Origin of the sequence: Phenylobacterium sp., assembly GCF_030697925.1 — a bacterium.
GTDB lineage: Bacteria > Pseudomonadota > Alphaproteobacteria > Caulobacterales > Caulobacteraceae > Phenylobacterium.
Window position 1 is genome coordinate 1 of the sequence record NZ_JAUYOJ010000080.1, and the last position, 19610, is coordinate 19610.

24 protein-coding genes are annotated in these 19610 nt (G+C 68.2%); 16 read left to right on the forward strand and 8 right to left on the reverse strand.

Annotation, left to right across the window (positions count from 1 at the left end; genetic code table 11):
- On the reverse strand, positions 1 to 216 hold a 216-nt coding region (locus Q8Q88_RS07190), incomplete at its 3' end, for a hypothetical protein (RefSeq protein ID WP_305674517.1).
- A gap of 190 nt (positions 217 to 406) precedes the next feature.
- On the reverse strand, positions 407 to 613 hold the full coding sequence (locus Q8Q88_RS07195; protein WP_254834032.1) for a cold-shock protein: 207 nt from the start codon (positions 611 to 613) through the stop codon (positions 407 to 409).
- Positions 614 to 1244: 631 nt separating this feature from the next.
- Here Q8Q88_RS07195 and Q8Q88_RS07200 point away from each other — a divergent pair.
- From Q8Q88_RS07200 to Q8Q88_RS07210, 3 genes are all read left to right on the forward strand, one after another.
- A complete protein-coding gene (locus Q8Q88_RS07200; RefSeq protein WP_305674671.1) occupies positions 1245 to 1760 on the forward strand; it encodes a sigma-70 family RNA polymerase sigma factor in 516 nt (171 codons plus the stop codon).
- Positions 1757 to 2476, forward strand: a complete 720-nt coding sequence (locus Q8Q88_RS07205) for an anti-sigma factor domain-containing protein (protein ID WP_305674518.1) — start codon at positions 1757 to 1759, stop codon at positions 2474 to 2476. The genes Q8Q88_RS07200 and Q8Q88_RS07205 overlap by 4 nt, the downstream gene beginning before the upstream one ends.
- A 203-nt stretch (positions 2477 to 2679) precedes the next feature.
- Positions 2680 to 3183 (forward strand): fasciclin domain-containing protein, encoded by a 504-nt coding sequence (locus Q8Q88_RS07210; protein ID WP_305674519.1) that lies wholly within the window; start codon positions 2680 to 2682, stop codon positions 3181 to 3183.
- Between the two features lie 58 nt (positions 3184 to 3241).
- Here the strand turns inward: Q8Q88_RS07210 and carA are convergent, their stop codons facing one another.
- The gene (carA, locus tag Q8Q88_RS07215) at positions 3242 to 4411 is read right to left on the reverse strand and encodes a glutamine-hydrolyzing carbamoyl-phosphate synthase small subunit (protein WP_305674520.1); all 1170 of its coding nucleotides are present in this window, start codon (positions 4409 to 4411) and stop codon (positions 3242 to 3244) included.
- 152 nt (positions 4412 to 4563) lie between these two features.
- On the opposite strand from carA, the gene Q8Q88_RS07220 reads away from it, so the two are divergent.
- Positions 4564 to 4998, forward strand: coding sequence for a DUF1330 domain-containing protein (locus Q8Q88_RS07220; protein WP_305674521.1), 435 nt, complete (start codon positions 4564 to 4566; stop codon positions 4996 to 4998).
- Between the two features lie 86 nt (positions 4999 to 5084).
- Entirely contained in the window at positions 5085 to 5330 is a 246-nt protein-coding gene (locus Q8Q88_RS07225; protein ID WP_305674522.1) for a DUF1272 domain-containing protein, read from the forward strand.
- On the opposite strand, the gene Q8Q88_RS07230 is transcribed toward Q8Q88_RS07225, so the two are convergent.
- Positions 5327 to 6460: a response regulator gene (locus Q8Q88_RS07230; protein ID WP_305674523.1), complete on the reverse strand. Its 1134-nt coding sequence runs from the start codon at positions 6458 to 6460 to the stop codon at positions 5327 to 5329. The two genes, Q8Q88_RS07225 and Q8Q88_RS07230, sit on opposite strands and share 4 nt — an antisense overlap.
- Before the next feature lie 157 nt (positions 6461 to 6617).
- On the opposite strand from Q8Q88_RS07230, the gene Q8Q88_RS07235 reads away from it, so the two are divergent.
- The 10 genes from Q8Q88_RS07235 to Q8Q88_RS07280 all read left to right on the forward strand — a co-directional run bounded on the left by Q8Q88_RS07235 (position 6618) and on the right by Q8Q88_RS07280 (position 16070).
- Positions 6618 to 7313: an HAD family hydrolase gene (locus tag Q8Q88_RS07235; RefSeq protein ID WP_305674524.1), complete on the forward strand. Its 696-nt coding sequence runs from the start codon at positions 6618 to 6620 to the stop codon at positions 7311 to 7313.
- A 68-nt stretch (positions 7314 to 7381) separates the two neighbouring features.
- Entirely contained in the window at positions 7382 to 7762 is a 381-nt protein-coding gene (locus tag Q8Q88_RS07240) for a hypothetical protein (RefSeq protein ID WP_305674525.1), read from the forward strand.
- A 2-nt stretch (positions 7763 to 7764) separates the two neighbouring features.
- The gene (locus Q8Q88_RS07245; protein ID WP_305674526.1) at positions 7765 to 8307 is read left to right on the forward strand and encodes a hypothetical protein; all 543 of its coding nucleotides are present in this window, start codon (positions 7765 to 7767) and stop codon (positions 8305 to 8307) included.
- A gap of 11 nt (positions 8308 to 8318) precedes the next feature.
- On the forward strand, positions 8319 to 9182 hold the full coding sequence (sigJ, locus tag Q8Q88_RS07250) for an RNA polymerase sigma factor SigJ (RefSeq protein WP_305674527.1): 864 nt from the start codon (positions 8319 to 8321) through the stop codon (positions 9180 to 9182).
- Between the two features lie 167 nt (positions 9183 to 9349).
- The gene (gene dnaG / locus Q8Q88_RS07255; RefSeq protein ID WP_305674528.1) at positions 9350 to 11251 is read left to right on the forward strand and encodes a DNA primase; all 1902 of its coding nucleotides are present in this window, start codon (positions 9350 to 9352) and stop codon (positions 11249 to 11251) included.
- Positions 11252 to 11336: 85 nt separating this feature from the next.
- Positions 11337 to 13289: an RNA polymerase sigma factor RpoD gene (rpoD, locus tag Q8Q88_RS07260; protein ID WP_305674529.1), complete on the forward strand. Its 1953-nt coding sequence runs from the start codon at positions 11337 to 11339 to the stop codon at positions 13287 to 13289.
- 31 nt (positions 13290 to 13320) lie between these two features.
- Entirely contained in the window at positions 13321 to 13572 is a 252-nt protein-coding gene (locus Q8Q88_RS07265; RefSeq protein ID WP_305674530.1) for a TraY domain-containing protein, read from the forward strand.
- Positions 13569 to 13859: a type II toxin-antitoxin system RelE/ParE family toxin gene (locus Q8Q88_RS07270; protein WP_305674531.1), complete on the forward strand. Its 291-nt coding sequence runs from the start codon at positions 13569 to 13571 to the stop codon at positions 13857 to 13859. Before Q8Q88_RS07265 ends, Q8Q88_RS07270 begins: the two co-directional genes overlap by 4 nt.
- Positions 13860 to 13932: 73 nt before the next feature.
- A complete protein-coding gene (locus Q8Q88_RS07275) occupies positions 13933 to 15537 on the forward strand; it encodes a M28 family metallopeptidase (protein WP_305674532.1) in 1605 nt (534 codons plus the stop codon).
- A gap of 53 nt (positions 15538 to 15590) precedes the next feature.
- A complete protein-coding gene (locus Q8Q88_RS07280) occupies positions 15591 to 16070 on the forward strand; it encodes a hypothetical protein (RefSeq protein ID WP_305674533.1) in 480 nt (159 codons plus the stop codon).
- A 63-nt stretch (positions 16071 to 16133) separates the two neighbouring features.
- Here the strand turns inward: Q8Q88_RS07280 and Q8Q88_RS07285 are convergent, their stop codons facing one another.
- Genes Q8Q88_RS07285 through Q8Q88_RS07295 form a run of 3 tightly spaced genes read right to left on the reverse strand, consistent with a single transcriptional unit; the run spans position 16134 to position 17842 of the window.
- On the reverse strand, positions 16134 to 16946 hold the full coding sequence (locus Q8Q88_RS07285) for an RMD1 family protein (RefSeq protein ID WP_305674534.1): 813 nt from the start codon (positions 16944 to 16946) through the stop codon (positions 16134 to 16136).
- Positions 16947 to 16955: 9 nt separating this feature from the next.
- Entirely contained in the window at positions 16956 to 17576 is a 621-nt protein-coding gene (locus Q8Q88_RS07290; RefSeq protein ID WP_305674535.1) for a TIGR02466 family protein, read from the reverse strand.
- 44 nt (positions 17577 to 17620) lie between these two features.
- Positions 17621 to 17842 carry a flagellar basal body rod C-terminal domain-containing protein gene (locus tag Q8Q88_RS07295; RefSeq protein WP_305674536.1) on the reverse strand — a complete coding sequence of 74 codons (222 nt, stop codon included), beginning with the start codon at positions 17840 to 17842 and terminating at the stop codon, positions 17621 to 17623.
- A 141-nt stretch (positions 17843 to 17983) separates the two neighbouring features.
- Here Q8Q88_RS07295 and Q8Q88_RS07300 point away from each other — a divergent pair, with 141 nt between their 5' ends.
- Complete coding sequence (locus Q8Q88_RS07300; protein ID WP_305674537.1) at positions 17984 to 18340, forward strand: hypothetical protein; 357 nt, start codon at positions 17984 to 17986, stop codon at positions 18338 to 18340.
- Here Q8Q88_RS07300 and Q8Q88_RS07305 read toward each other — a convergent pair.
- Positions 18337 to 19593 (reverse strand): serine hydrolase, encoded by a 1257-nt coding sequence (locus Q8Q88_RS07305; RefSeq protein ID WP_305674538.1) that lies wholly within the window; start codon positions 19591 to 19593, stop codon positions 18337 to 18339. The two genes, Q8Q88_RS07300 and Q8Q88_RS07305, sit on opposite strands and share 4 nt — an antisense overlap.
- Between the last annotated feature and the right edge of the window lie 17 nt (positions 19594 to 19610).

Below are 19610 nucleotides of genomic sequence, written 5' to 3' on the forward strand. Positions count from 1 at the left end.
CTCCGGTGTGATCGGCTCGACATAGGTGGCGTCGGCCACGTCCGGGTCGGTCATGATCGTGGCCGGGTTCGAATTGACCAGCACGATGCGGTAGCCTTCGGCGCGCAGCGCCTTGCAGGCCTGGACCCCCGAATAGTCGAACTCGCAGGCCTGTCCGATGACGATCGGGCCGGCGCCGATGATGAGGATCGACGAGATGTCGGTGCGTTTGGGCATATCTACTCGCGCACGAGGGCGGGCGCGGCTCGAAGCGCGCCCGGTCCCGGTCAAACTGCAGGTTAAGGGGGCCGTTTAGAGACGGAGTCGCCCGGGCGCAAGCCGCGTTTCGCCCAAAGAAAATGGGCCGGCGTCGCCGCCGGCCCATCATCGTTCTGACATAAGGGCCCGAGGGCCCGAATGCGGTCGCCTAGACCTGCAGGTTGCCGGCGGACATCTTGCCGCTGCGACGATCCTGTTCGAGCTCGTAGTTGACCTTTTGGCCTTCGTTCAGGCTACGCAGGCCTGCGCGCTCGACGGCCGAAATGTGCACGAAGACGTCAGCGCCGCCGTCGTCGGGTTGGATGAAGCCGTAGCCCTTGGTTCCGTTGAACCATTTCACAGTGCCGGTAGCCATAGAGATATTCGTCCTTGATAGATATGCCCGCGGCCCAAGCGGTTTGAGCAACGGATCAAAGGTCTCGGGGGATCGGGGAGCAGGTCCGGAATCCCTGGCGGGATAAGGAAATTCAGCCGAACCGTACGAGTTTGACCCTCGAACCGTAGCGCGGTTCCAGCCACCCCGCAAGATGATCCGCCGAACACTGGTCTTGAGTTCGCGACGACTTGGTTTCCGTAGGCGATTGGCGGTCATTTCGAAGACTAGATGGTCATTTCCGTGAAACCCTCGGCCCTTACGGTGTAGGCTTGCGAAGGTTTGGCGCCGCATCTGTACGACGGACTTGCTTGCCGCGCGCCCAGAAACCTGAATGCCGATGCTTTCGCTTTTCCTTGGTCAGGCCGCGGCGACCGCCCAGGCAAGCCGCCAGTCTCACGGATCTCGCGGCCGCCGGCGGCCTTCCAGACCACCCAGGTCGGCCGGCCGATCTTGCCGCAGTCGGGTCGCGATCAACAAGATCGGTGATCGCGGAACGACGGTTTCAGGGTTGCCTTGGCGCCTTGGCCTAGGGCAGCCTCGCGGTCCGTAAGACGGTCTGCGAACCCCCGGTTTGAACGCGACTTCCTCGATCGACCCGCTCGCCGAACTGTTGCCGCGCATCGCGTCGGGCGATCGCGCGGCGCTGCGACAACTTTACCAGGCCACGTCTTCGAAGCTTTTCGGCGTCTGTCTTCGTATTCTGTCGGACAGGGATGAGAGCGAAGACGTGTTGCAGGAGGTCTATCTGACGATCTGGCGAAGGGCCGACCGCTTCGAGGCGGGCCGGGCTAGCGTCATGACCTGGATATCGACCATTGCGCGCAATCGCGCCATCGACCGGCTGCGAGCGCGGGGTCCGCTCGCCTATGCCGACCAGGTCGACGAGCTGGAGATCGACGACGGCAGGCCAAGCGCCGAGACCCTGCTGGCCGCCAGCCAGGACGGCCAGGCCCTGGGGCGCTGCCTGTCCGAATTGGACGAACGCACCCGGACGGTCATCCGCACGGCCTTCTTCGAGGGCGTCACCTACGAAGCCCTGGCCCAGCGCATGGACGCCCCGCTCGGCACGGTGAAGAGTTGGATCCGCCGCGGCCTCCTCAAGCTCAGGGGGTGCCTGGAGCGATGAGCGACGTCGGCCCTGAACTGCACGACGACGAGGCCCTCGCGGCCGAACACGCCCTGGGCGTGCTCTCCGCGCGCGAGCGGGCCCTCGCGGAAGCCCGCATGGCCCGCGACCCCGCCTTCGCCGCCCAGGTCGGGGCCTGGCGCGAACGGCTGGCCCCGATGCTGACCGCCGTCGGCCCGGTGGAGGCGCCCGCCGGCCTCTGGGCGCGCATCGAACGCGCCCTGCCGGCCAACGACAACGGCCTCCTGAAGCGGATGCGCCTGTGGCGGGGGACGGCGATGGGCTCGATGGGCCTGGCCGCCGCCGGTATCGCCGCGGCCGCCATGCTGGCCAGCCAGCCGCCGGTGGTGATCCGCACCGCCCCGCCGCCGATGGCGCCGATGCTGGACGCGCGCCTGGCCTCCACCGCCGGCCAGCCGATGTTCGTGGCCGCCTACGACCCGGCGCGGAAGGCCATGCTGGTGGCCTCGCTGATGGCTCCCGGCGCGGACCCGAACCATAGCCACGAGCTGTGGCTGATCCCCGCCGACGGCAAGCCGCGCTCGCTGGGCCTGGTGGCGCCCGGAACCTCCAAGTCCATGCCGATGAAGCCGGAGATGGCCGGTATGGTCACCGAGGGCGCGGCGTTGGCGGTCTCGGTCGAACCGATGGGCGGCTCCAAGTCCCAGGGCCCCTCAGGGCCGGTGGCCGCGATCGGCAAGCTCGCCAGGATCTGAGCCAGCCTAACTACGAAATCGGCTCGCCGACGAAGAAATGTGTCAACGCCCCGCATCCCTGGCGGACGCCGCTCCGTATTCCTGGTGTCGCTGAGATGGCGGCAGATAATCCAGGGACTCGACCTATGTCTAACAAGTTCATCCCGGCGCTGGTCGCCGGCGTTGCTGCCGCATGTCTCGTCGGCGGCGCGGCTTCTGCTCAAATGACCTCGCCCGCGGGCAAGGAGAAGACCGTCATGGTCGGCGGCGCCGCCATGTATCCATCCAAGAACATCGTCGAAAATGCGGTCAATTCGAAGGACCACACCACCCTGGTCACCGCCATTCAGGCGGCCGGCCTTGTGGACACCCTGGCGAGCCCGGGCCCGTTCACGGTCTTCGCTCCGACCAACGCCGCCTTCGCCAAGCTGCCCGCCGGCACGGTCGAGACCCTGGTGAAGCCCGAAAGCAAGGCGACCCTGACCAAGGTGCTGACCTATCACGTCGCGCCGGGCCGGCTGTCGGGCGCCGATCTCGCCGCCATGGTGAAGGCTGGGGGCGGCAAGGCCATGCTTAAGACCGTCCAGGGCGAGAACCTGACGGTCATGGCGATGGGCGGAGGCCTGATGATCCACGACGCCAGGGGCGGGACCTCGAAGGTGACCATCGCCGACGTCAACCAGTCGAACGGCGTGATCCACGTCGTCGACACGGTGCTAATGCCCTAAGGCGCCGTGACGTTCCGGAGCCCTTCTCGTCGCGTCCGCAGCGGGAAGGGCTCGCGCGCTACTTGGCCGCAGCGTCCATGAAGCCCGCGAAGCGCTCGAACAGGTAGAGCGAGTCCGTCGGGCCGGGAGAGGCCTCCGGGTGGTGCTGGACCGAGAAGACCGGGCGGTCTTTCAGCGCGATGCCGGCGTTGGTGCCGTCGAACAGCGAGACATGGGTCTCGACCACCGGCTCGGGCAGGCTGTCGCGATCGACGGTGAAGCCGTGGTTCATGGAGACGATCTCCACCTTGCCGGTGGTGATGTCCTTCACCGGGTGGTTCGCGCCATGGTGGCCCTGTTCCATCTTCACGGTGGTGGCGCCCAGCGCCAGGGCCATCATCTGGTGGCCGAGGCAGATGCCGAACACCGGCGTGCCGCTGTCGACCAGCTTCTTGATCTCCGGCACGGCGTACTCGCCGGTGGCCGCCGGATCGCCGGGGCCGTTGGAGAGCAGGATCCCGTCGGGCTTGCGGGCCAGGATGTCCTCGGCCGAGGTGCTGGCCGGGACCACGGTCGCCCGGGCGCCGATGGAGGTGAGCGCGCGCAGGATGTTGCGCTTCACGCCGTAGTCCAGGACCACGACTTCGTACTTCGGCTGGCCGGCCTTGGCGTAGCCTTCGGGCCAGGTCCACAGGCCCTCGTCATAGACGAAGGGCTGCAGGCAGGAGGCGTCCTTGGCCAGGTCCAGGCCCACCAGGCCCGACCAGGCCTTGGCCTTGGCCACCAGGGCCGGGATGTCGAACTTGCCGTCGGGGCTATGGGCGATGACGCCGTGCGGCATGCCCTTCTCACGGATGGCGCGGGTCAGCGCCCGGGTGTCGACCCCGGCCAGGCCCACGACCTCGCGGCGCTTCATCCAGGTGTCGAGATCGCCCTCCGAGCGCCAGTTTGCGGGGGCGGTAGGAACGTCGCGGAAGATCGCGCCGCAGGCCGAGGTCTTGGCCGACCCGGACATCTGCTCGATGTCCTCGACGTTCACCCCGGTGTTGCCCATGTGGGGGAAGGTGAAGGCCACGATCTGGGACATGTAGGAGGGGTCCGTCAGGATCTCCTGGTAACCGGTCATGGCGGTGTTGAAGCAGACCTCACCCACCGCCTCGCCCGCCGCGCCGACGCCGATCCCCTGCAGGACCGTGCCGTCCGCCAACACCAGGACACCGGTGACACCAGCAAGCAGGTCGGTGGTCATGGGCGTGCTCCAATGGCGGGGCGCATGCTCGCAGAAGGTCCGGCCCAGGTGAACCCGGTCCGTTTTGATCTGCCTGCTTGTTGCGCAAACGGCCGCGTAGTTAGTGATTCCCGAAGGGCCGGTCAATGCGCCCTATCGGGAGGAGACCTGTCATGACCGCACACATCGATCCCGACCGCGACGCCTGGGCGATCTTCAAGGCCCTGCCGCGGGACCAGCCGATCCAGATGCTGAACCTGGTGCGGGTGAAGCCGCTGGCCGAATATCCCGCCGACCATCCCGACCACGGCAAGGGGCTCACCGGGCTGGAGGCCTATCGCGCCTATGGACGGACGACCGCGCCGATCTTCGCGCGTTTGGGCGGTCGCCAGGTCTGGGCCGGCAAGCCGCAGGTGATGGTGACCGGGCCGCAGGACGAGGCCTGGGACCTGGCCTTCATCGCCGAATATCCGAACGCGGCGGCCTTCCTGGCGATGGTGGCCGACCCCGAGTACCGCGAGTTCGTGAAGCACCGCACCGCTGGCGTCGCCGATTCGCGGCTCCTGCGGCTGTCACCGATCGAGCCGGGCGCGGGGTTCGGCGAATAGATCTGGCTGAAAACGAGGGAAGTACGTCATTTCAGACGGATCGGAGAGTTGGCATGGTGCAGGCTCCACCCATGGGAGTTTTGCCGATGCTGGCCCTCAAGCCCAACTGCGAATGCTGCGACAAGAACCTGCCGGCCGACGCGGCGGACGCCATGATCTGCACCTTCGAATGCACCTTCTGCGCCGACTGCGTCGAGAGGCGGCTGGGCGGCGCCTGCCCCAACTGCGGCGGCAATTTCGCGGCCCGGCCGATCCGGCCGGCGGCGGCGCTGGCCCGGTTCCCGGCCTCCACCGAGCGGTTCACCAAGGCCCACAAGGCCTGCGCGGCCTAACTCTCCAGCACCTCCGAGATCGCCTCGAACAGGGCCTCGGCCCGGACCGGCTTGGCGATGTGGCGGTCGGCGCCGGCGGCCTTGGACGCTTCGAGGTCGCCCGGCGAAGTGTTGGCGCTGATCACGATGATCGGCGCGCGCGGAAGGCCCGCCCCCTCGGCCCGGCGGATGGCGCGGATGGCGTCCAGACCGTCCATGATCGGCATGCGCAGGTCCATCAGCACCAGGTCGAAGGCGCCTCCGCGCCAGGCCTGCACCGCCTGGGCGCCGTCCTCGACGCTGACCACATCGGCCCCGGCCGCTCCCAGCATCAGCTCGATGACCCTGCGGTTGGTGGGATTGTCGTCGGCCGCCAGCACCCGCAGCGGCGGCGCGTCGGGGGCGTGGACCATGGGACCGGCCGTGGGCGCCGTGTCGGCCTCACGGGCGGCGTCGCCATAGTCCAGCAGGTTGTTGACCAGGTCGTCCAGGGCGCGGGCCGAGTCTAGGATCTCACCGACGATCGCGCGCTGGTCCTCCGTCAGGCCTTGCCGCTCCAGGGCCAGCGCCAGGCCCATGACCCCGTTCAGCGGGGTGCGCAGCTCATGGCTCATATCGGCCAGGAACTCGCTCTTGGCGCGGCTGGCGGCCTCGGCCCGATGCAGGGCGTCCTCCAGGTCGGCGGCCTGGCGCTTGAGCTGGGTGATGTCGACCCGCAGGCCTATCACCCCGCCGTCGGCGGTGCGCCGCTCCTCGATCATCAGCCAGCGCCCGTCGGCCAGCCGTTGTTCGTGACGCTCGCCGGTGGGCGCCGTGAGCTTCTCGATGCGGGCGGCGAGCCATTCCTCCTCGCGGCCGATCGCGTCAGGATAGTCGCCTCGCGCGACGCCCACCCGCAGGGTGTCGGCGAGCCTGGCGCCGGGGCTGAACAGGTCGGCGGAGCGGTGGTAGATCTCGGCGTAGCGCCGGTTCCACAGGATGTAGCGGCCCTCGGCGTCGAGGAAGACCACGCCTTCGGGCAGGACGTCGATGGCCTCGCGCAGGCGCGCTTCGGCCCGCCGGGCCTCGGCCTCGGCCTCGGCCAGGGCGCGTCCCCCCAGCCTGCGGCCGATATTGCGCGTCAGCCATCCGCGCAGTCCGCCCTTCGACATCCGCCGCCCCGGAGAATCACTCAACCACGGAGATCATTTGGGGCGTCGGATGTTGCCGGAATGCTTCGGCCGCCGGCTTGGCGGGCGGAAACGGCGCGGCGCCCGTCCCTTGTGCGGCGGGGCTCGATTTTCATGCACGAGCGGCTATGTGGAACACATGAGCATCACCACGGTCGGCTTGGACGCCGACGACACCCTTTGGCACAACGAGAACCTATTCCGCCTGACCCATGAGCGGTTCTGCGACCTGCTGGCCGAGGTGGCCGACCGAGGGGAGCTGGAGGCCAGGCTGGCCGAGGTCGAGCGGCGCAATTTGCGGCTCTATGGCTACGGGGTGAAGGGCTTCACCCTTTCGATGATCGAGACCGCCATGGATCTCACCGGGGGCGAAGCGCCCTCCAAGGTGGTCCGCGAGATCCTGGCCGTGGGCCGCGAGATGCTCACCGAGCCGGTCGAGCCCCTGCCCGGGGTCGAGGACGCCCTGGACGAGCTCTCCAAGACCTACCGGCTGGTGCTCATCACCAAGGGTGACCTGCTGCACCAGGAGCAGAAGCTGGCGGCCTCGGGCCTGGGCGACCTGTTCGCCGCCGTGGAGATCGTCAGCGAGAAGGACGCCTCGACCTACGCCCGGGTGTTCGAGCGCCACGGCAGCGGCGCCGCGGAGGCCGTGATGTGCGGCAACTCCATGCGATCGGACATACTGCCGGCCATCGAGGCCGGGTCCTGGGGCGCCCACGTGCCCTATCCGCTGACCTGGGCGCACGAGGTCGCCGAGGCGCCGGTGGGCCACACGCGGTTCGTGGAACTGGCCTCGATCCGCGACCTGCCGGGTTGGGTGGCGGGGATCGGCTGATTTTCTTCACGGGCGATGTCACAGGACTAAGCTCGGCTGCGTCCTAGAGGCGAAGTCGGAGAAAGCCCATGTCCCGCATCCTGGCCGCCGCCCTGGCCGCAATGCTCGCCGTCAACGCCCTGGCGATGCTGTTCGCCTCGTTCTGGTGGTACGGGGCTGTCCCCGGGGTCACCGCCACCGGCGCCTACAACCCGCATTTCGTCAGGGATATCGGCGCGGCCTATCTGGTGACCGCGGGCGGTCTGGCCTGGTTCGCCTGGCGGCCGGTCCAGGGCTGGCCCGCCCTGGTGGCCGCGGCGGCCTTCCTGGTGCTGCACGCGGGGATCCACGTCTTCGACGCAAGCTGTTCGGCCAACCCCCTGGCCGACGTCATCCGCGACCTGCCAGGCGTCTACCTGCCAGCCCTGCTGGCGGCCTGGCTGGCGGTCGCCAAACGACCGGGATACTGATCATGCTGAAGACCTTCCTCACTAGCCAGATCGACAAGATGGAGCGCACCTGGAGCTATGACGCGAGCTATATGCGCCATGTGCTGGAGGCGAGCCCCGCGACTTTCCTGAAGTTCGGCTTCGTCACTGGGCTCGTCGACCGCAAGGCCGCGCCGGCGGCGGCCCTCGCGGCGGCCGGCATCGCCGGGACGCTGGCCGAGGACTGCGGACCCTGCACCCAGATCTCCGTCGACATGGCCGCGGCCGGCGGGGTGAAGCCCCACGTGCTGCGCGCCATCCTGGCCAGGGACGAGGCGGCCATGGGCGAGGACGCCGTGCTCGCCTGGCGTTTCGCCCAGGCCAGCCTGGCGCGCGACATGGAAGCCGCCGATCCCCTGCGCGACGAGATCGTGCGCCGCTGGGGCGACCGGGGGCTGGTGGCCGTAAGCATGGCGATCACCACCGCGCGGATGTATCCGACCCTGAAATACGCCCTGGGCTACGGAAAGGCCTGCTCGCGGGTGACGGTGGCGGGCGAGCCGGCACCGTTGCGCCAAGCCGCCTAGGAGGGAGCGTCATGATCCCCACCGGCGATGTTGAGGCCTTCGAGGCCCAGCGCCCGCGCCTGACGCGGCTGGCCTATCGCATGCTGGGCTCGGTGGCGGAGGCCGAGGACGTGGTGCAGGACGCCTGGCTGCGCTGGACTAAGGCGGAGGACGTCGAGGATGCGGCCGGCTGGCTGGTGCGGGTGACCTCGCGCCTCTGCATCGACCGCCTGCGCTCGGCAAAGGCGCGGCGGGAGGCCTATCGCGGCCCCTGGCTGCCCGAGCCGCTGATCGAGGAGCTCAGCGTCGATCCGGTGGAGCGGGCCGAGGACGTTTCGGTGGCCTTCCTGCTGGCCCTGGAGCGGCTCTCGCCCCTGGAGCGGGCGGTGTTCCTGCTGCACGACGTGTTCGACGAGGACTACGAGTCGGTGGCGCAGACCCTGGGCCGCAACGAGGCGGCGGTGCGCCAACTCGCCGCCCGGGCCAGGGCCCACGTCAAGGACAGCCGCCCGCGCTTCACGGTCAGCCAGGAGGATGCCGCCAAGCTTGCCGCCGCTTTCATGGCCGCCGCCAGCCAGGGCGACATGACGGCGCTTTCGGCGGTGCTGGCGGAGGATGCGGTGATGGTCACCGACGGGGGCGGCAAGCGCAAGGCGTCGCTGCGACCGCTTATCGGGCGCGAGGACATTCTGCGGCTGCTGGAGGGCCTGGCCTGGCGCCACGATGGCGAACCCTGGGCGATGAGCTTCCGCGCCGTGCGCATCAACGGCTATCCGGGCGTGATCCTGGAGGCCGAGGACGGCCCGATGACCGTGGCCTTCCAGCCCGGCGAGGGGGGCAAGCTCGCCGGCATCTACATGGTGCGCAATCCGGAGAAGCTGGGGCGGCTGAACTGATTTTTCCTCCCACATGACCAACGGGAATGGGGGGAGGGGGACCGCCGATAGGCGGTGGAGGGGGCGGCCTCAGGCTCGGCGCCCGGTCTCGCCCCCTCCACCATCCTGACGGATGGTCCCCCTCCCCCGCTTCGCAGGGGAGGAAAAGCGGCGCATATGTTCATCCCGTGCGCTTCGACGAACACTTCCTCGACGAGATCAAATCCCGGCTCCGCCCCTCCGACGTGATCGGGCGGACGGTGAAACTGCGCAAGCAGGGGCGGGAGTATGTCGGGCTGTCGCCATTCAACAAGGAGAAGACCCCGTCGTTCTACGTCAACGACGACAAGGGCCAGTTCTTCGACTTCTCCTCCGGCAAGAACGGCGACCTGATCACCTTCCTGCAGGAGACCGAGCGGCTGACTTTCATGGAGGCCGTGGAGCGTCTGGCCGCCGAGGCGGGGCTGACCCTGCCGGCCGCCGATCCCCGCGCCGCCGAACAGGAGAAGCAGCGCCAGGGCCTGTCGGACTGGCTGGAACTGGCCGCCCAGTGGTTTGAGGCCGCCCTGCGCCGGCCCGAGGGCCGCGAAGCGCGGGCCTATCTGGAGAAGCGCGGCCTGCCCGAGTCCGAGTGGGGCCGCTTCCGCCTGGGCTTCTCGCCGGCCAGCCGAACGGCCCTGAAGGACTATCTGATCGCCAAGGGGGCCAGGCCCCCGGAACTTGTCGAGAGCGGCGTGCTGATCGCGCCCGAGGACGGCGGGGCGCCCTATGACCGGTTCCGCGACCGGATCATCTTTCCCATCGCCGACGCGCGAGGCCGGGTGCTGTCGTTCGGCGGGCGGGCCATGGATCCCGAGGCCCGCGCCAAGTACCTGAACGGGCCGGAGTCGCCGCTCTTCCACAAGGGCCGTTCGCTCTACGGCCTGGCCGAGGCCCGCAAGATCCTGGCCGCCGCCACGGGCGCGGAGACCCCGCCGGTGGTGGTGGTCGAAGGTTATATGGACGCCATCGCCTGCCAGAGGGCGGGGATCGCCGGGGTCGCGCCCCTGGGCACCGCGCTTACCGAAGACCAGATGGAGATGCTGTGGCGGCTCCACCCCGAACCGACACTCTGTTTCGACGGCGATCGGGCGGGGCGCCAGGCGGCCTCGCGGGCCATCGACCGGGCCCTGCCGATGCTGAAGCCCGGCAAGAGTTTCCGCTTCGCCCTCGTGGAGGGCGGCAAGGATCCCGACGAGGTGCTGCGCGAACAGGGGGCAGGGGCGCTTCGAGCCCAATTGTCGCAGACAACGCCGTTCGTCGACGCGCTGTTCGTGCGGGAACGCGACCAGGAGCCCCTGGATACGCCCGAAAGGCGGGCCGGACTGAAGGCCCGGCTACGCCAGTTGGCGGGGAGCATCGCCGACAAGGACCTGCAACAGGCCTATCGGGAGGACCTGCTGCAACGCCTGGATGCGCTCTCGCCTCGGGCCCAGCATGGCGGCGACGCTGGTGGCCGTCAGGGCCGCCGAAACTTCGGTCAATCAAGGGGTTGGCGTGGCGCGGGTCCGGCCTGGATCGATCCGGCGCCGACCGCCATGGGCCGGGCCGCGGCCCAGCGCCTGGCCCGCTCGCTGGACCCGCTGGCGGCCGCCATGGTCGCCCACGCCCTGGCCGATCCGAGCGTTCTGGACGACCACCTGGAGGACGTCTTCGCCGCCCAGGGCTTCGGCGATCCGGGGCTGGTGGAATTGACCAGGGAAATCATTCGGTTCCGTTTGGACACCGATCACCTTGACTCTGGAGCCCTCGCACGCCATCTCGCGTCTTGCGGGTTTGCCGCGCTCTTGACAGACATCGACCAGGCCGCTGCGAAATCGGGCGCGCCTATCATGAAATCGGATGTCTCCCTCGATAGCGCGAAATCCCAGTGGTCGCATGCCTTCGCGGGCCTTTCCAGGCTCGCGGCGCTCGACGAGGCTATAACGTCCGCAAAGGGAAACCTGAGCGGTCGTTCCGACATGGAAGCCCTCGAGCGTCTCAAAGGCGAGCGCGACGCACTGAAACGCGCGATCAGAACGGGAACGATTTGGGCGGGTGACGGGTCGTAGAGAAAACGACCGTCGCCACGCCGCAATTAACCATCTTCGGCCCGAACCTTGCAGGGGGTTCGGATTGCCGAAATCGGAGACTTAGATGAGCACCAATACGGCCGAAGCGGAATCCACCGAGACGACGGGCGGCGACGGTCCGCTGCTCGACCTCACCGACGCCGGCGTCAAGAAGTTCATCAAGCAGGCGAAAGCCCGCGGCTACGTCACGATGGACGAGCTGAACAAGGTGCTGCCGTCCGAGGAAGTGACCTCGGAGGCCATTGAAGACACGCTCGCCATGCTGTCGGAGATGGGCGTCAACGTCGTCGAGGCGGAAGAAGACGCCGAGGGCGGCGAGGTCGCCGTGCGCGAGGAGACCCAGGTCGTCGAGACGGCCAAGGAACCCGCCTACGACCGCACCGACGACCCCGTGCGCATGTACCTGCGCGAGATGGGTTCGGTGGAACTGCTGTCGCGCGAGGGCGAAATCGCCATCGCCAAACGCATCGAGGCCGGACGCGACACCATGATCCGGGGTCTGTGCGAAAGCGCGCTGACCTTCGAAGCCATCATGGTCTGGCGCGAGGAGCTGGGCACCGGCCGCATCCTGCTGCGCGAGGTCATCGACCTTGAACAGACCTATGGCGGCATCAACGCGGCGGCCGCCGCCGAGGCCCTGGCCAATGCGCCGCCCGAGCCGGAAGAGCCGGAAGAGGCCGAGGTCACCGCCGACGGCGAGGCCGTCGCCAAGTCCGAGAGCGACGACGACGACGATTTCGACGACGGCGCCGGCCCCACCATCAGCGCCATGGAAGGCGAACTGCGCGAAGGGGTCATGGCGACCCTGGACGCCATCGCCTCCGAGTTCGACGCCTTCCGCGCCCTGCAGGAGAAGCTGGTCGGCAAGCGCCTGAAGGGCGAGGACCTGTCGGACGCCGACCGCAAGGCCTACACCACCGCCTCGCTGGCCATCGTCCAGCACCTGAAGACGCTGAAGCTGAACAACAACCGCATCGAGGCGCTGGTCGAGCAGCTCTATGCGATCAACAAGCGGCTGATGGGCTTGGAAGGCCGGCTGCTGCGCCTGGCCGACAGCTACGGCATCTCGCGCACCGAGTTCCTGAAGGCCTATTTCGGCCAGGAGCTGTCGCCCAACTGGTCCGACCAAGTGAAGCCGCTGGGCGTGCGCTGGACCAAGTTCGTCGAGAACGACGCCAGCCAGGTCGGCGACATCCGCCACGAGATCGCCGCGCTCGCCACCGAGACCGGCGTACCGATCGACGACTATCGCCGCATCGTCCAGACCGTGCAGAAGGGTGAGCGCGAGGCGCGGCAGGCCAAGAAGGAAATGGTCGAGGCCAACCTGCGGCTGGTGATCTCCATCGCCAAGAAGTACACGAACCGCGGCTTGCAATTCCTTGATCTCATTCAGGAAGGCAATATCGGCCTGATGAAGGCGGTCGATAAGTTCGAGTACCGCCGCGGCTACAAGTTTTCGACCTACGCCACCTGGTGGATCCGGCAGGCGATCACCCGATCGATCGCCGACCAGGCCCGCACGATCCGCATCCCGGTGCACATGATCGAGACGATCAACAAGATCGTCCGCACCTCGCGCCAGATGCTGCATGAGATCGGCCGCGAGCCGACCCCGGAGGAACTCGCCGAGAAGCTGGCCATGCCGCTGGAAAAGGTCCGCAAGGTCCTGAAGATCGCCAAGGAGCCGATCAGCCTCGAGACCCCGATCGGGGACGAGGAAGACAGCCACCTGGGCGACTTCATCGAGGACAAGAACGCGATCCTGCCCATCGACGCGGCCATCCAGTCGAACCTGCGCGAGACCACGACCCGCGTCCTGGCGAGCCTGACCCCGCGAGAGGAACGTGTCCTGCGCATGCGCTTTGGCATCGGCATGAACACCGACCACACCCTGGAAGAGGTCGGCCAGCAGTTCAGCGTCACCCGCGAACGGATTCGCCAGATCGAGGCCAAGGCGCTTCGCAAGCTGAAGCACCCGAGCCGGTCGCGGAAGCTACGGAGCTTCCTCGACAGTTGACGATCAGAGCCGTCGGGATGAGCATCGCGCCATGGCCGACGGCGAACTGACCCTCAAGCTAGACGACGAGACCGCCCGCCGGCTGCAAGCCGCCGCGGACGCCGCCGGTCGCTCGGTCGGCGACTATGCGGCGGGTTTGATCGCCGAAGGGCTTGATGGCGACCACTGGCAGGGCGCACGCGAGGCGCTCGCCGAGTTCGATCGAACTGGCGAGAGCTTCGACGCCGAGACGACGATGGCCGAGTTTCGCGCCTCGGTGGCCCGGCGGGTCGCCAGCGATTGAAGCGGCAGGTTCTTGTCCTCGGCTGCGCCAAGCGAGACTTGGCGCGGCTTGGGGAATTCCTGTCAGTGAAAAGCCCGCGAGCGGCCAATCGCGCAGCGGCGGCGATCTCTGATGCGGTTCTGTCGCTCGCCGAACTTGCCGAGCGGGGACATCCGGATCCCGAGGGACGGTTCCGGGAAGTCGCCGTTCATTTCGGCCGTGATGGCTACGTGATCCAGTACCTCGTCGAACCCAAGCGCGTGCTGGTCGCGCGGATTTTTCACAGCCTCGAAGACCGTGCGCCGTAACGATGGTTACGGCGACTTAATGTGCGCCGACCCCGCTTGCCCGCCTAAGCTCTGTGCCTAAGCGGGAGGCTGCATGAAGTTCTTTAGGGTGCTGGCGGGCGTGTCCGCCGCTGTCTTGGCGGCGACGCCTGTGTCCGGCGCCGAGCCCGATCGCTCGGCCGAGCGGATCCGGGCCCATGTGGCGTTCCTGGCCGACGACCTGATGCAGGGTCGGGAGGCCGGATCCACCGGCCACGCCATCGCCGCCAACTATGTGGCCTCGCAACTCGCCCAGATCGGGGTGAAGCCGGGCGCGGCCGACGGTTCCTACTTCCAGCCCGTGCCGATGAGCGGCTTCCGCTCCGCCGACGAGGGCCGATTGGCCGTGATCGCCAAGGGCGGCCAAACGACGCCGCTGGTGTTCGGCGAGGACTATTTGCCCGGCCGCAATCCGCTGGCGGCGGCGACGGCGCGCAGCGCCCCGATGGTCTTCGTCGGCTTTGGCGTGGTGGCCGGCAAACGCGACGACTATGCGGGCCTCGACGTGAAGGGGAAGATCGTGGTGGCGCTCTCGGGCGCGCCCAAGACCTTCCAGACCGAGGAGCGCGCCTACTACGCCAACGGCCGCACCAAGCGGCTGCAGGCCGAGACGCGCGGCGCCGTGGGCTTCATCAGCGTCAACACACCCAGCGACGAGACGCGCCAGCCCTTCGTCGGCGCCACAAGGCAATGGAGGTCCTGGGGGATGAGCTGGCGCGAGCCCTCGGGTCAGGCCTTCGCCCCGGCCGGATCCACCCCCGAACTCGCTCGGATCAGCGTCAAGGGCGCGGCCAAGCTGTTCGCCGGAGCGCCCAAGCCCCTGGAGCAGGTCTACGCCGCCGCCGAGGCCGGCACGCCGCCGCGCTTCGCCCTGCCGTCCAGGCTGGACGCCGCGATCAACACCGAGCTGAAGACGCTGGAGAGCGTCAATGTGGTGGGCCTGATCGGGGGCTCCGACCCAATCCTCAAGAACGAAGTGGTGGCGCTCTCCGCCCACCTGGACCACATCGGCGTCTCGACCAGTCCGGTGAACGGCGACGCCATCAACAACGGTGCCCTGGACAATGCCGGCGGAGTGGCCACGACGCTGGAAGTCGCCCGGGCCTTCCTGGCGGGCAAGGCCCCGCGGCGGACCCTGCTGTTCCTGCTGAACACCGCCGAGGAAAAGGGCCTGATCGGTTTGGAATACTTCGCGCTGAACCCGACCACGGCGTCGCCCATCGTGGCCAACGTCAATCTGGATATGCCGATCCTGACCTACGACTTCATCGACGTGGTGGCGTTCGGGGCCGAGCGGTCGACCCTGGGCCCGGCGGTGACGCGGGCCGGGGCGCGCATGGCGGTGAAGCTGTCGCCCGATCCGCTGCCGGACGAGGGCCTGTTCACGCGCAGCGACCACTTTCGCTTTGTGGAGCGCGGCGTGCCGTCAGTGTTCCTGATGACCGGCTTCGAGAACGGCGGCCAGGCGGCGTTCACTGGTTTCTTGCGCGACAACTACCACAAGCCCAGCGACGACCTCGCCCAGCCGATCGACTATGCGGTGGGCGCCAAGTTCGCCCGGTTGAACTATGAGATCGCCCGCGAAATCGCGGACGCCGACCAGAAACCGGCCTGGAACAAGGGCGATTTCTTCGGCGAACTCTTCAAACCTCGACCGTGACAACAGTCGAATAACGGCGTTAACCTTTCCCCAGGCAGGGCTTGGGGGCTGACATGAAGCGTCGTCCAGGGATTGGGATCATTGTCGCGGCGATGGTCGCGGCGGGAGCCGCGCAGGCCCAGGTCACCCCGGCCGACCGGGCCGGGGCCTTCAAGGCGGCCGGCGTCAAGTCCGGCAAGTGGGTGGACCGCGAGAGCGGGGCGGAGTGCCAGTATTCCATCGAGGCCGACGGGGTGAAGGACCTCAACGGCGACGGCCGGCCCGACATCGTCATCACCGGCTCGGGGACCTACTGCTACGGCAATACGGGCCAGGGCTATTTCATCACCGAGAAGACCGCCGCCGGGACCTGGCGTCTCATTGACCAGAACCAGGGCATACCGACCTTCCTGCCCACCCGGGGCGCCGGCGGCTGGCCGGACATCGAGGTGGGTGGGCCGGGCTTCTGCTTCCCGATCGTGCGCTACAACGGCAAGGCATATGCCTTCCTGCGCAACAAGGAATATCAGCGCGGCGCCTGCGCCCGGCGCTGACCTGCAGAGCCTTGTGGCGCGTGACGGTCGCCGAAACCGGCATCCACTTTCGGCTGTCACGCCCTAGTGGAGGCCGGTCGCGATCTGGGTCAGGGTGATGATGATCTCGAAGACGATCAGGCCCACGATGATGGCCTCCAGGCGTAGCGAACGCTGGGTGTCGATCAGGTCGGTCATCACGGTGACGGTTTCGCCGATCAGCTCCAGCTTGCGGCCCAGGGTCTCGGCGCGCTCGACCAGTTCGTACTCATCCTCCAGCCGGGCGTAGAGCCGTTCCAGGTCCGGCCGATCCCAGAGGATGTCGGGCTTCTCCCGCACCGCCACCCGCTCGGCGACCCGGTGCTGGACCAGCAGGGCCGAGCCGATCAGCCGGATCATGTCGCGCCGACCGCCGGAGCTGCGCCCGGTCTCCGACAGGCGCCTGGCCCACGGCTCGATGGTGTCGAACACCTCGGCCACCTGGCGTTCGTCGCTGGCGAGGGCGGCGCTCTTGGCCACCGCGTCGGCGACCACCAGCAGCTTGTCGGGCGATAGCGCCCCAATGCGGATCACGCCGTCGGGCTGAACGCCCTCGTCCTGGTCGTCGCGGGCGGCCAGGCGGATGGTCTCTTCCTCGCGCTGGCTGACCGGGCCCTGGACGCGAGGCGCGACGCCGCGCAGCACCTCGTCCTCGGCGAGGGGGTCAAGGCCGATCATCACCACCACGCCGTAGCGGAACACCACCACCAGGCCGTCGGCGACCCGGAAGGAAAGGGGGGCGGTGGAGATCGCGTCGCGCCGCTCCAGGCCCACGGTGTCGATCCGCTCCCCCAGGACGACGGCGCGGGCCGTCAGCGGCTTGAGATCGGCGGGCGTCGGGAGCGGGGGCTCGACCATGACGCCATCCTAGCGCCAGCCGTAGTTGAAGCTGATGGAGATTCGCTCACGCTTGGCCGCGTTGGCCGGGACCTCGTGGCGCAGCCAGCTCTCCCACATCAGGATCGTGCCGGGTTCAGGTTGCAGGTAGACGAAGCTCCTGGCCGCCTCGGAGGCGTCCGGCCGGCGGGGCGGAGCGGCCATCATCAAGGGCAGGCGGGGGTCCTCCAGTTTCAGCGCGCTGGCCCCGGGCGGGGTCGCCACATAGATCGTGCCGGAGATCACGCTGTGCGGATGGATGTGGCCCGAATGGGCCGCGCCGGGCTTGAGGACATTGACCCACAGGCTGTCCAGCTTCAGCCGCCGGGACCCCAGGTCGAACGCCAGGTCCTCGGCGAAGGCGCTCGCATGCCGGTCGAGCTTGCGTTTCAGGTCGCCGAACACGCTGGCCCGGGTCGGCAGGTCGTCCAGCGAGGCGTAGGAGGTGTAGCCGCCATAGGCGTTCTGCTTGCACCAGGCGCGTCCGGCCATGTCCTCATCCGCCAACATGCGGCAGGCGTCCTCGAGTTCGGCGTTGAAGCCCTCGAAGTCGCGCTCGCCCGCGAGCGAGGCCTCATAGACCTGGGTGACGAAGAGCGAGCGCAAAGCCATGACCGGCGGCTACTGGGCCTGGAGCGCTATGTCAAAACACTTGGCTAGGCCAGGATGTCCAGCAGGTCGCCCAGCATGTCGTCGGCGGTGCGGATCACCGCGGCGTTGGCCGAGAACTCGTGCTTGGCGGTGATCTGTTCGACCACCTCGAGGCCGAGGTCCACATTGGCGTTGGGGTCGCCCATCTGCGCGGTTCGGAAGGCCGAGGCCTCGAAACGGCGGCTGGCTGCGAGCATGCCGTACTGAGCGGTCGCAATCGGATCCATGGCGGGCCCTCCCAACCGCCACCATGGGGCCTGGCGGTTAAGCCTTCGCTGGGAGACATGGTGAATCTCGATAGCGTTCGCCGCCCGAAAGGCGCCACGCTTTGGGCGCCTTATGTTCGCGTGACTTCCGGAGGCCTCGACATGATCCGCACCTTCCTCATCGCCGCTGCCGCGCTCGCGGCCAGCTCGGGCTTGGCCCTGGCCCAGGGCGGGATGTCGGCCAACCCGCCGACCGAAACGACCATCTGCCTGGAGGTCGGCGGCCAGAGCCTGCCCGCGACCTGCAAGGTCCCGGGTAGCCGCTTGGACAAGCGCGAGGACATCTGCATCTGCCGCCAGGGCATGCGCGTCGACGCGCCGGTCTGCGCGCCTGGTCAGAAGGCGCCTACCGAAAACCTGGCCTTCGAAAAGGCGCGCAAGCTCGCCGCCCGCGACGGCAGCATCATCGGCGACCTCTATGAAGGCCAGCCGATGTGCGTGGAACCGCGTAAACCCTAGAGCGGCCGACCCAGCGCCGCGTAGGTCAGTTTCTGGAACACCGGCAGGGCGGCGCGACCGCCCATGCGCTGGCCGGTGGCCAGTTGGGCGGCGGCTTCCGGGCCCAGCGGCATGGAGTTCTGGATCAGGTAGATCATCACCATGTCCTCCGCCGGGTCGGCCTGCCACCAGGTGCCAAAGGCGCCCGGCCAGCCAAACGAGCCCTCCGACCCCGCGCCCATCCAGGCCTGCTTCTCGGGATCGGTGATGACCGAGAGGCCCAGGCCGAAGCCCTGGCCCAGCCAGAACGGGATGCCCATGAACGCGATCTGGCGTTGTTCGTCGGTCAGGCGATTGGCCCTCATCAGTTCGACCGTTTCGCGCGTGAGGTAGCGCCGGCCGTCCAGTTCGCCGCCGTTCAGCATCATGCGGGCGAATTTCAGGTAGTCGTCGGCCGTCGAGATCAGGCCCCCGCCGCCGGCGCAGAAGGCCGGCGGGCCGTCCAGGAGCGGGAAGGAGACGTCCTGACGTTTGTCGGTCTCGGGATTGATCCGGTAGAGCTTGGCCATGCGGTCGCGCTTTTCGGGCGGGCACCAGAAGTCGGTGTCGTCCATGCCGAGCGGCTTCAGAATCCGCTCCACGATGAAATCGCGATAGGTCGCGCCCGCCACCCGGCCGACCAGGAAACCCAGGACGTCGGTGGCGTGGCTGTAGTGGAAGCGCTCGCCGGGCTGGTACGACAGCGGCAGCTGGCCCAGCCGCTTGAGCCACTCGTCTGGACCGTGAGGTCCGCCCAGGGGCGGGCCCAGCGCGTCCTCATGGGCATGGGCGATGGGGCCGATCGAGGTGAAGCCATAGGCCAGGCCCGCGCGGTGGGTCATCAGGTCGTCGATGGTGATGTCGCGCGCGGCGGGCACGGTCTCTGATAACGGCCCGGTCGCCGACTTCAGCACCTTCATGTCGGCGAATTCGGGCAACCACTTGGTGATCGGGTCATCCAGCTTGAGCTTGCCTTCCTCCACCAGCATCAAGGCCGCCACCGAGGTGATCGGCTTGGTCATGGAGGCGATGCGGAACAGGGTGTCGCGGGTCATGGGCAGGCCCGATTCCGCATCGCGTAGGCCGAGCGTATTGACCTGGGCCAGTTCGCCCTTGCGCCACAGGAGGGTGACGAAGCCCGAGAGGTCGCCCGCCTCGACCACCGGCGCCAGGCTGGCCGGTATGGCCGCCAGGCCCTGCGAGGAGAAACCGCCCAAAGCCTGATCGCCGTCCATGTCGCCCGCTCCCGAGT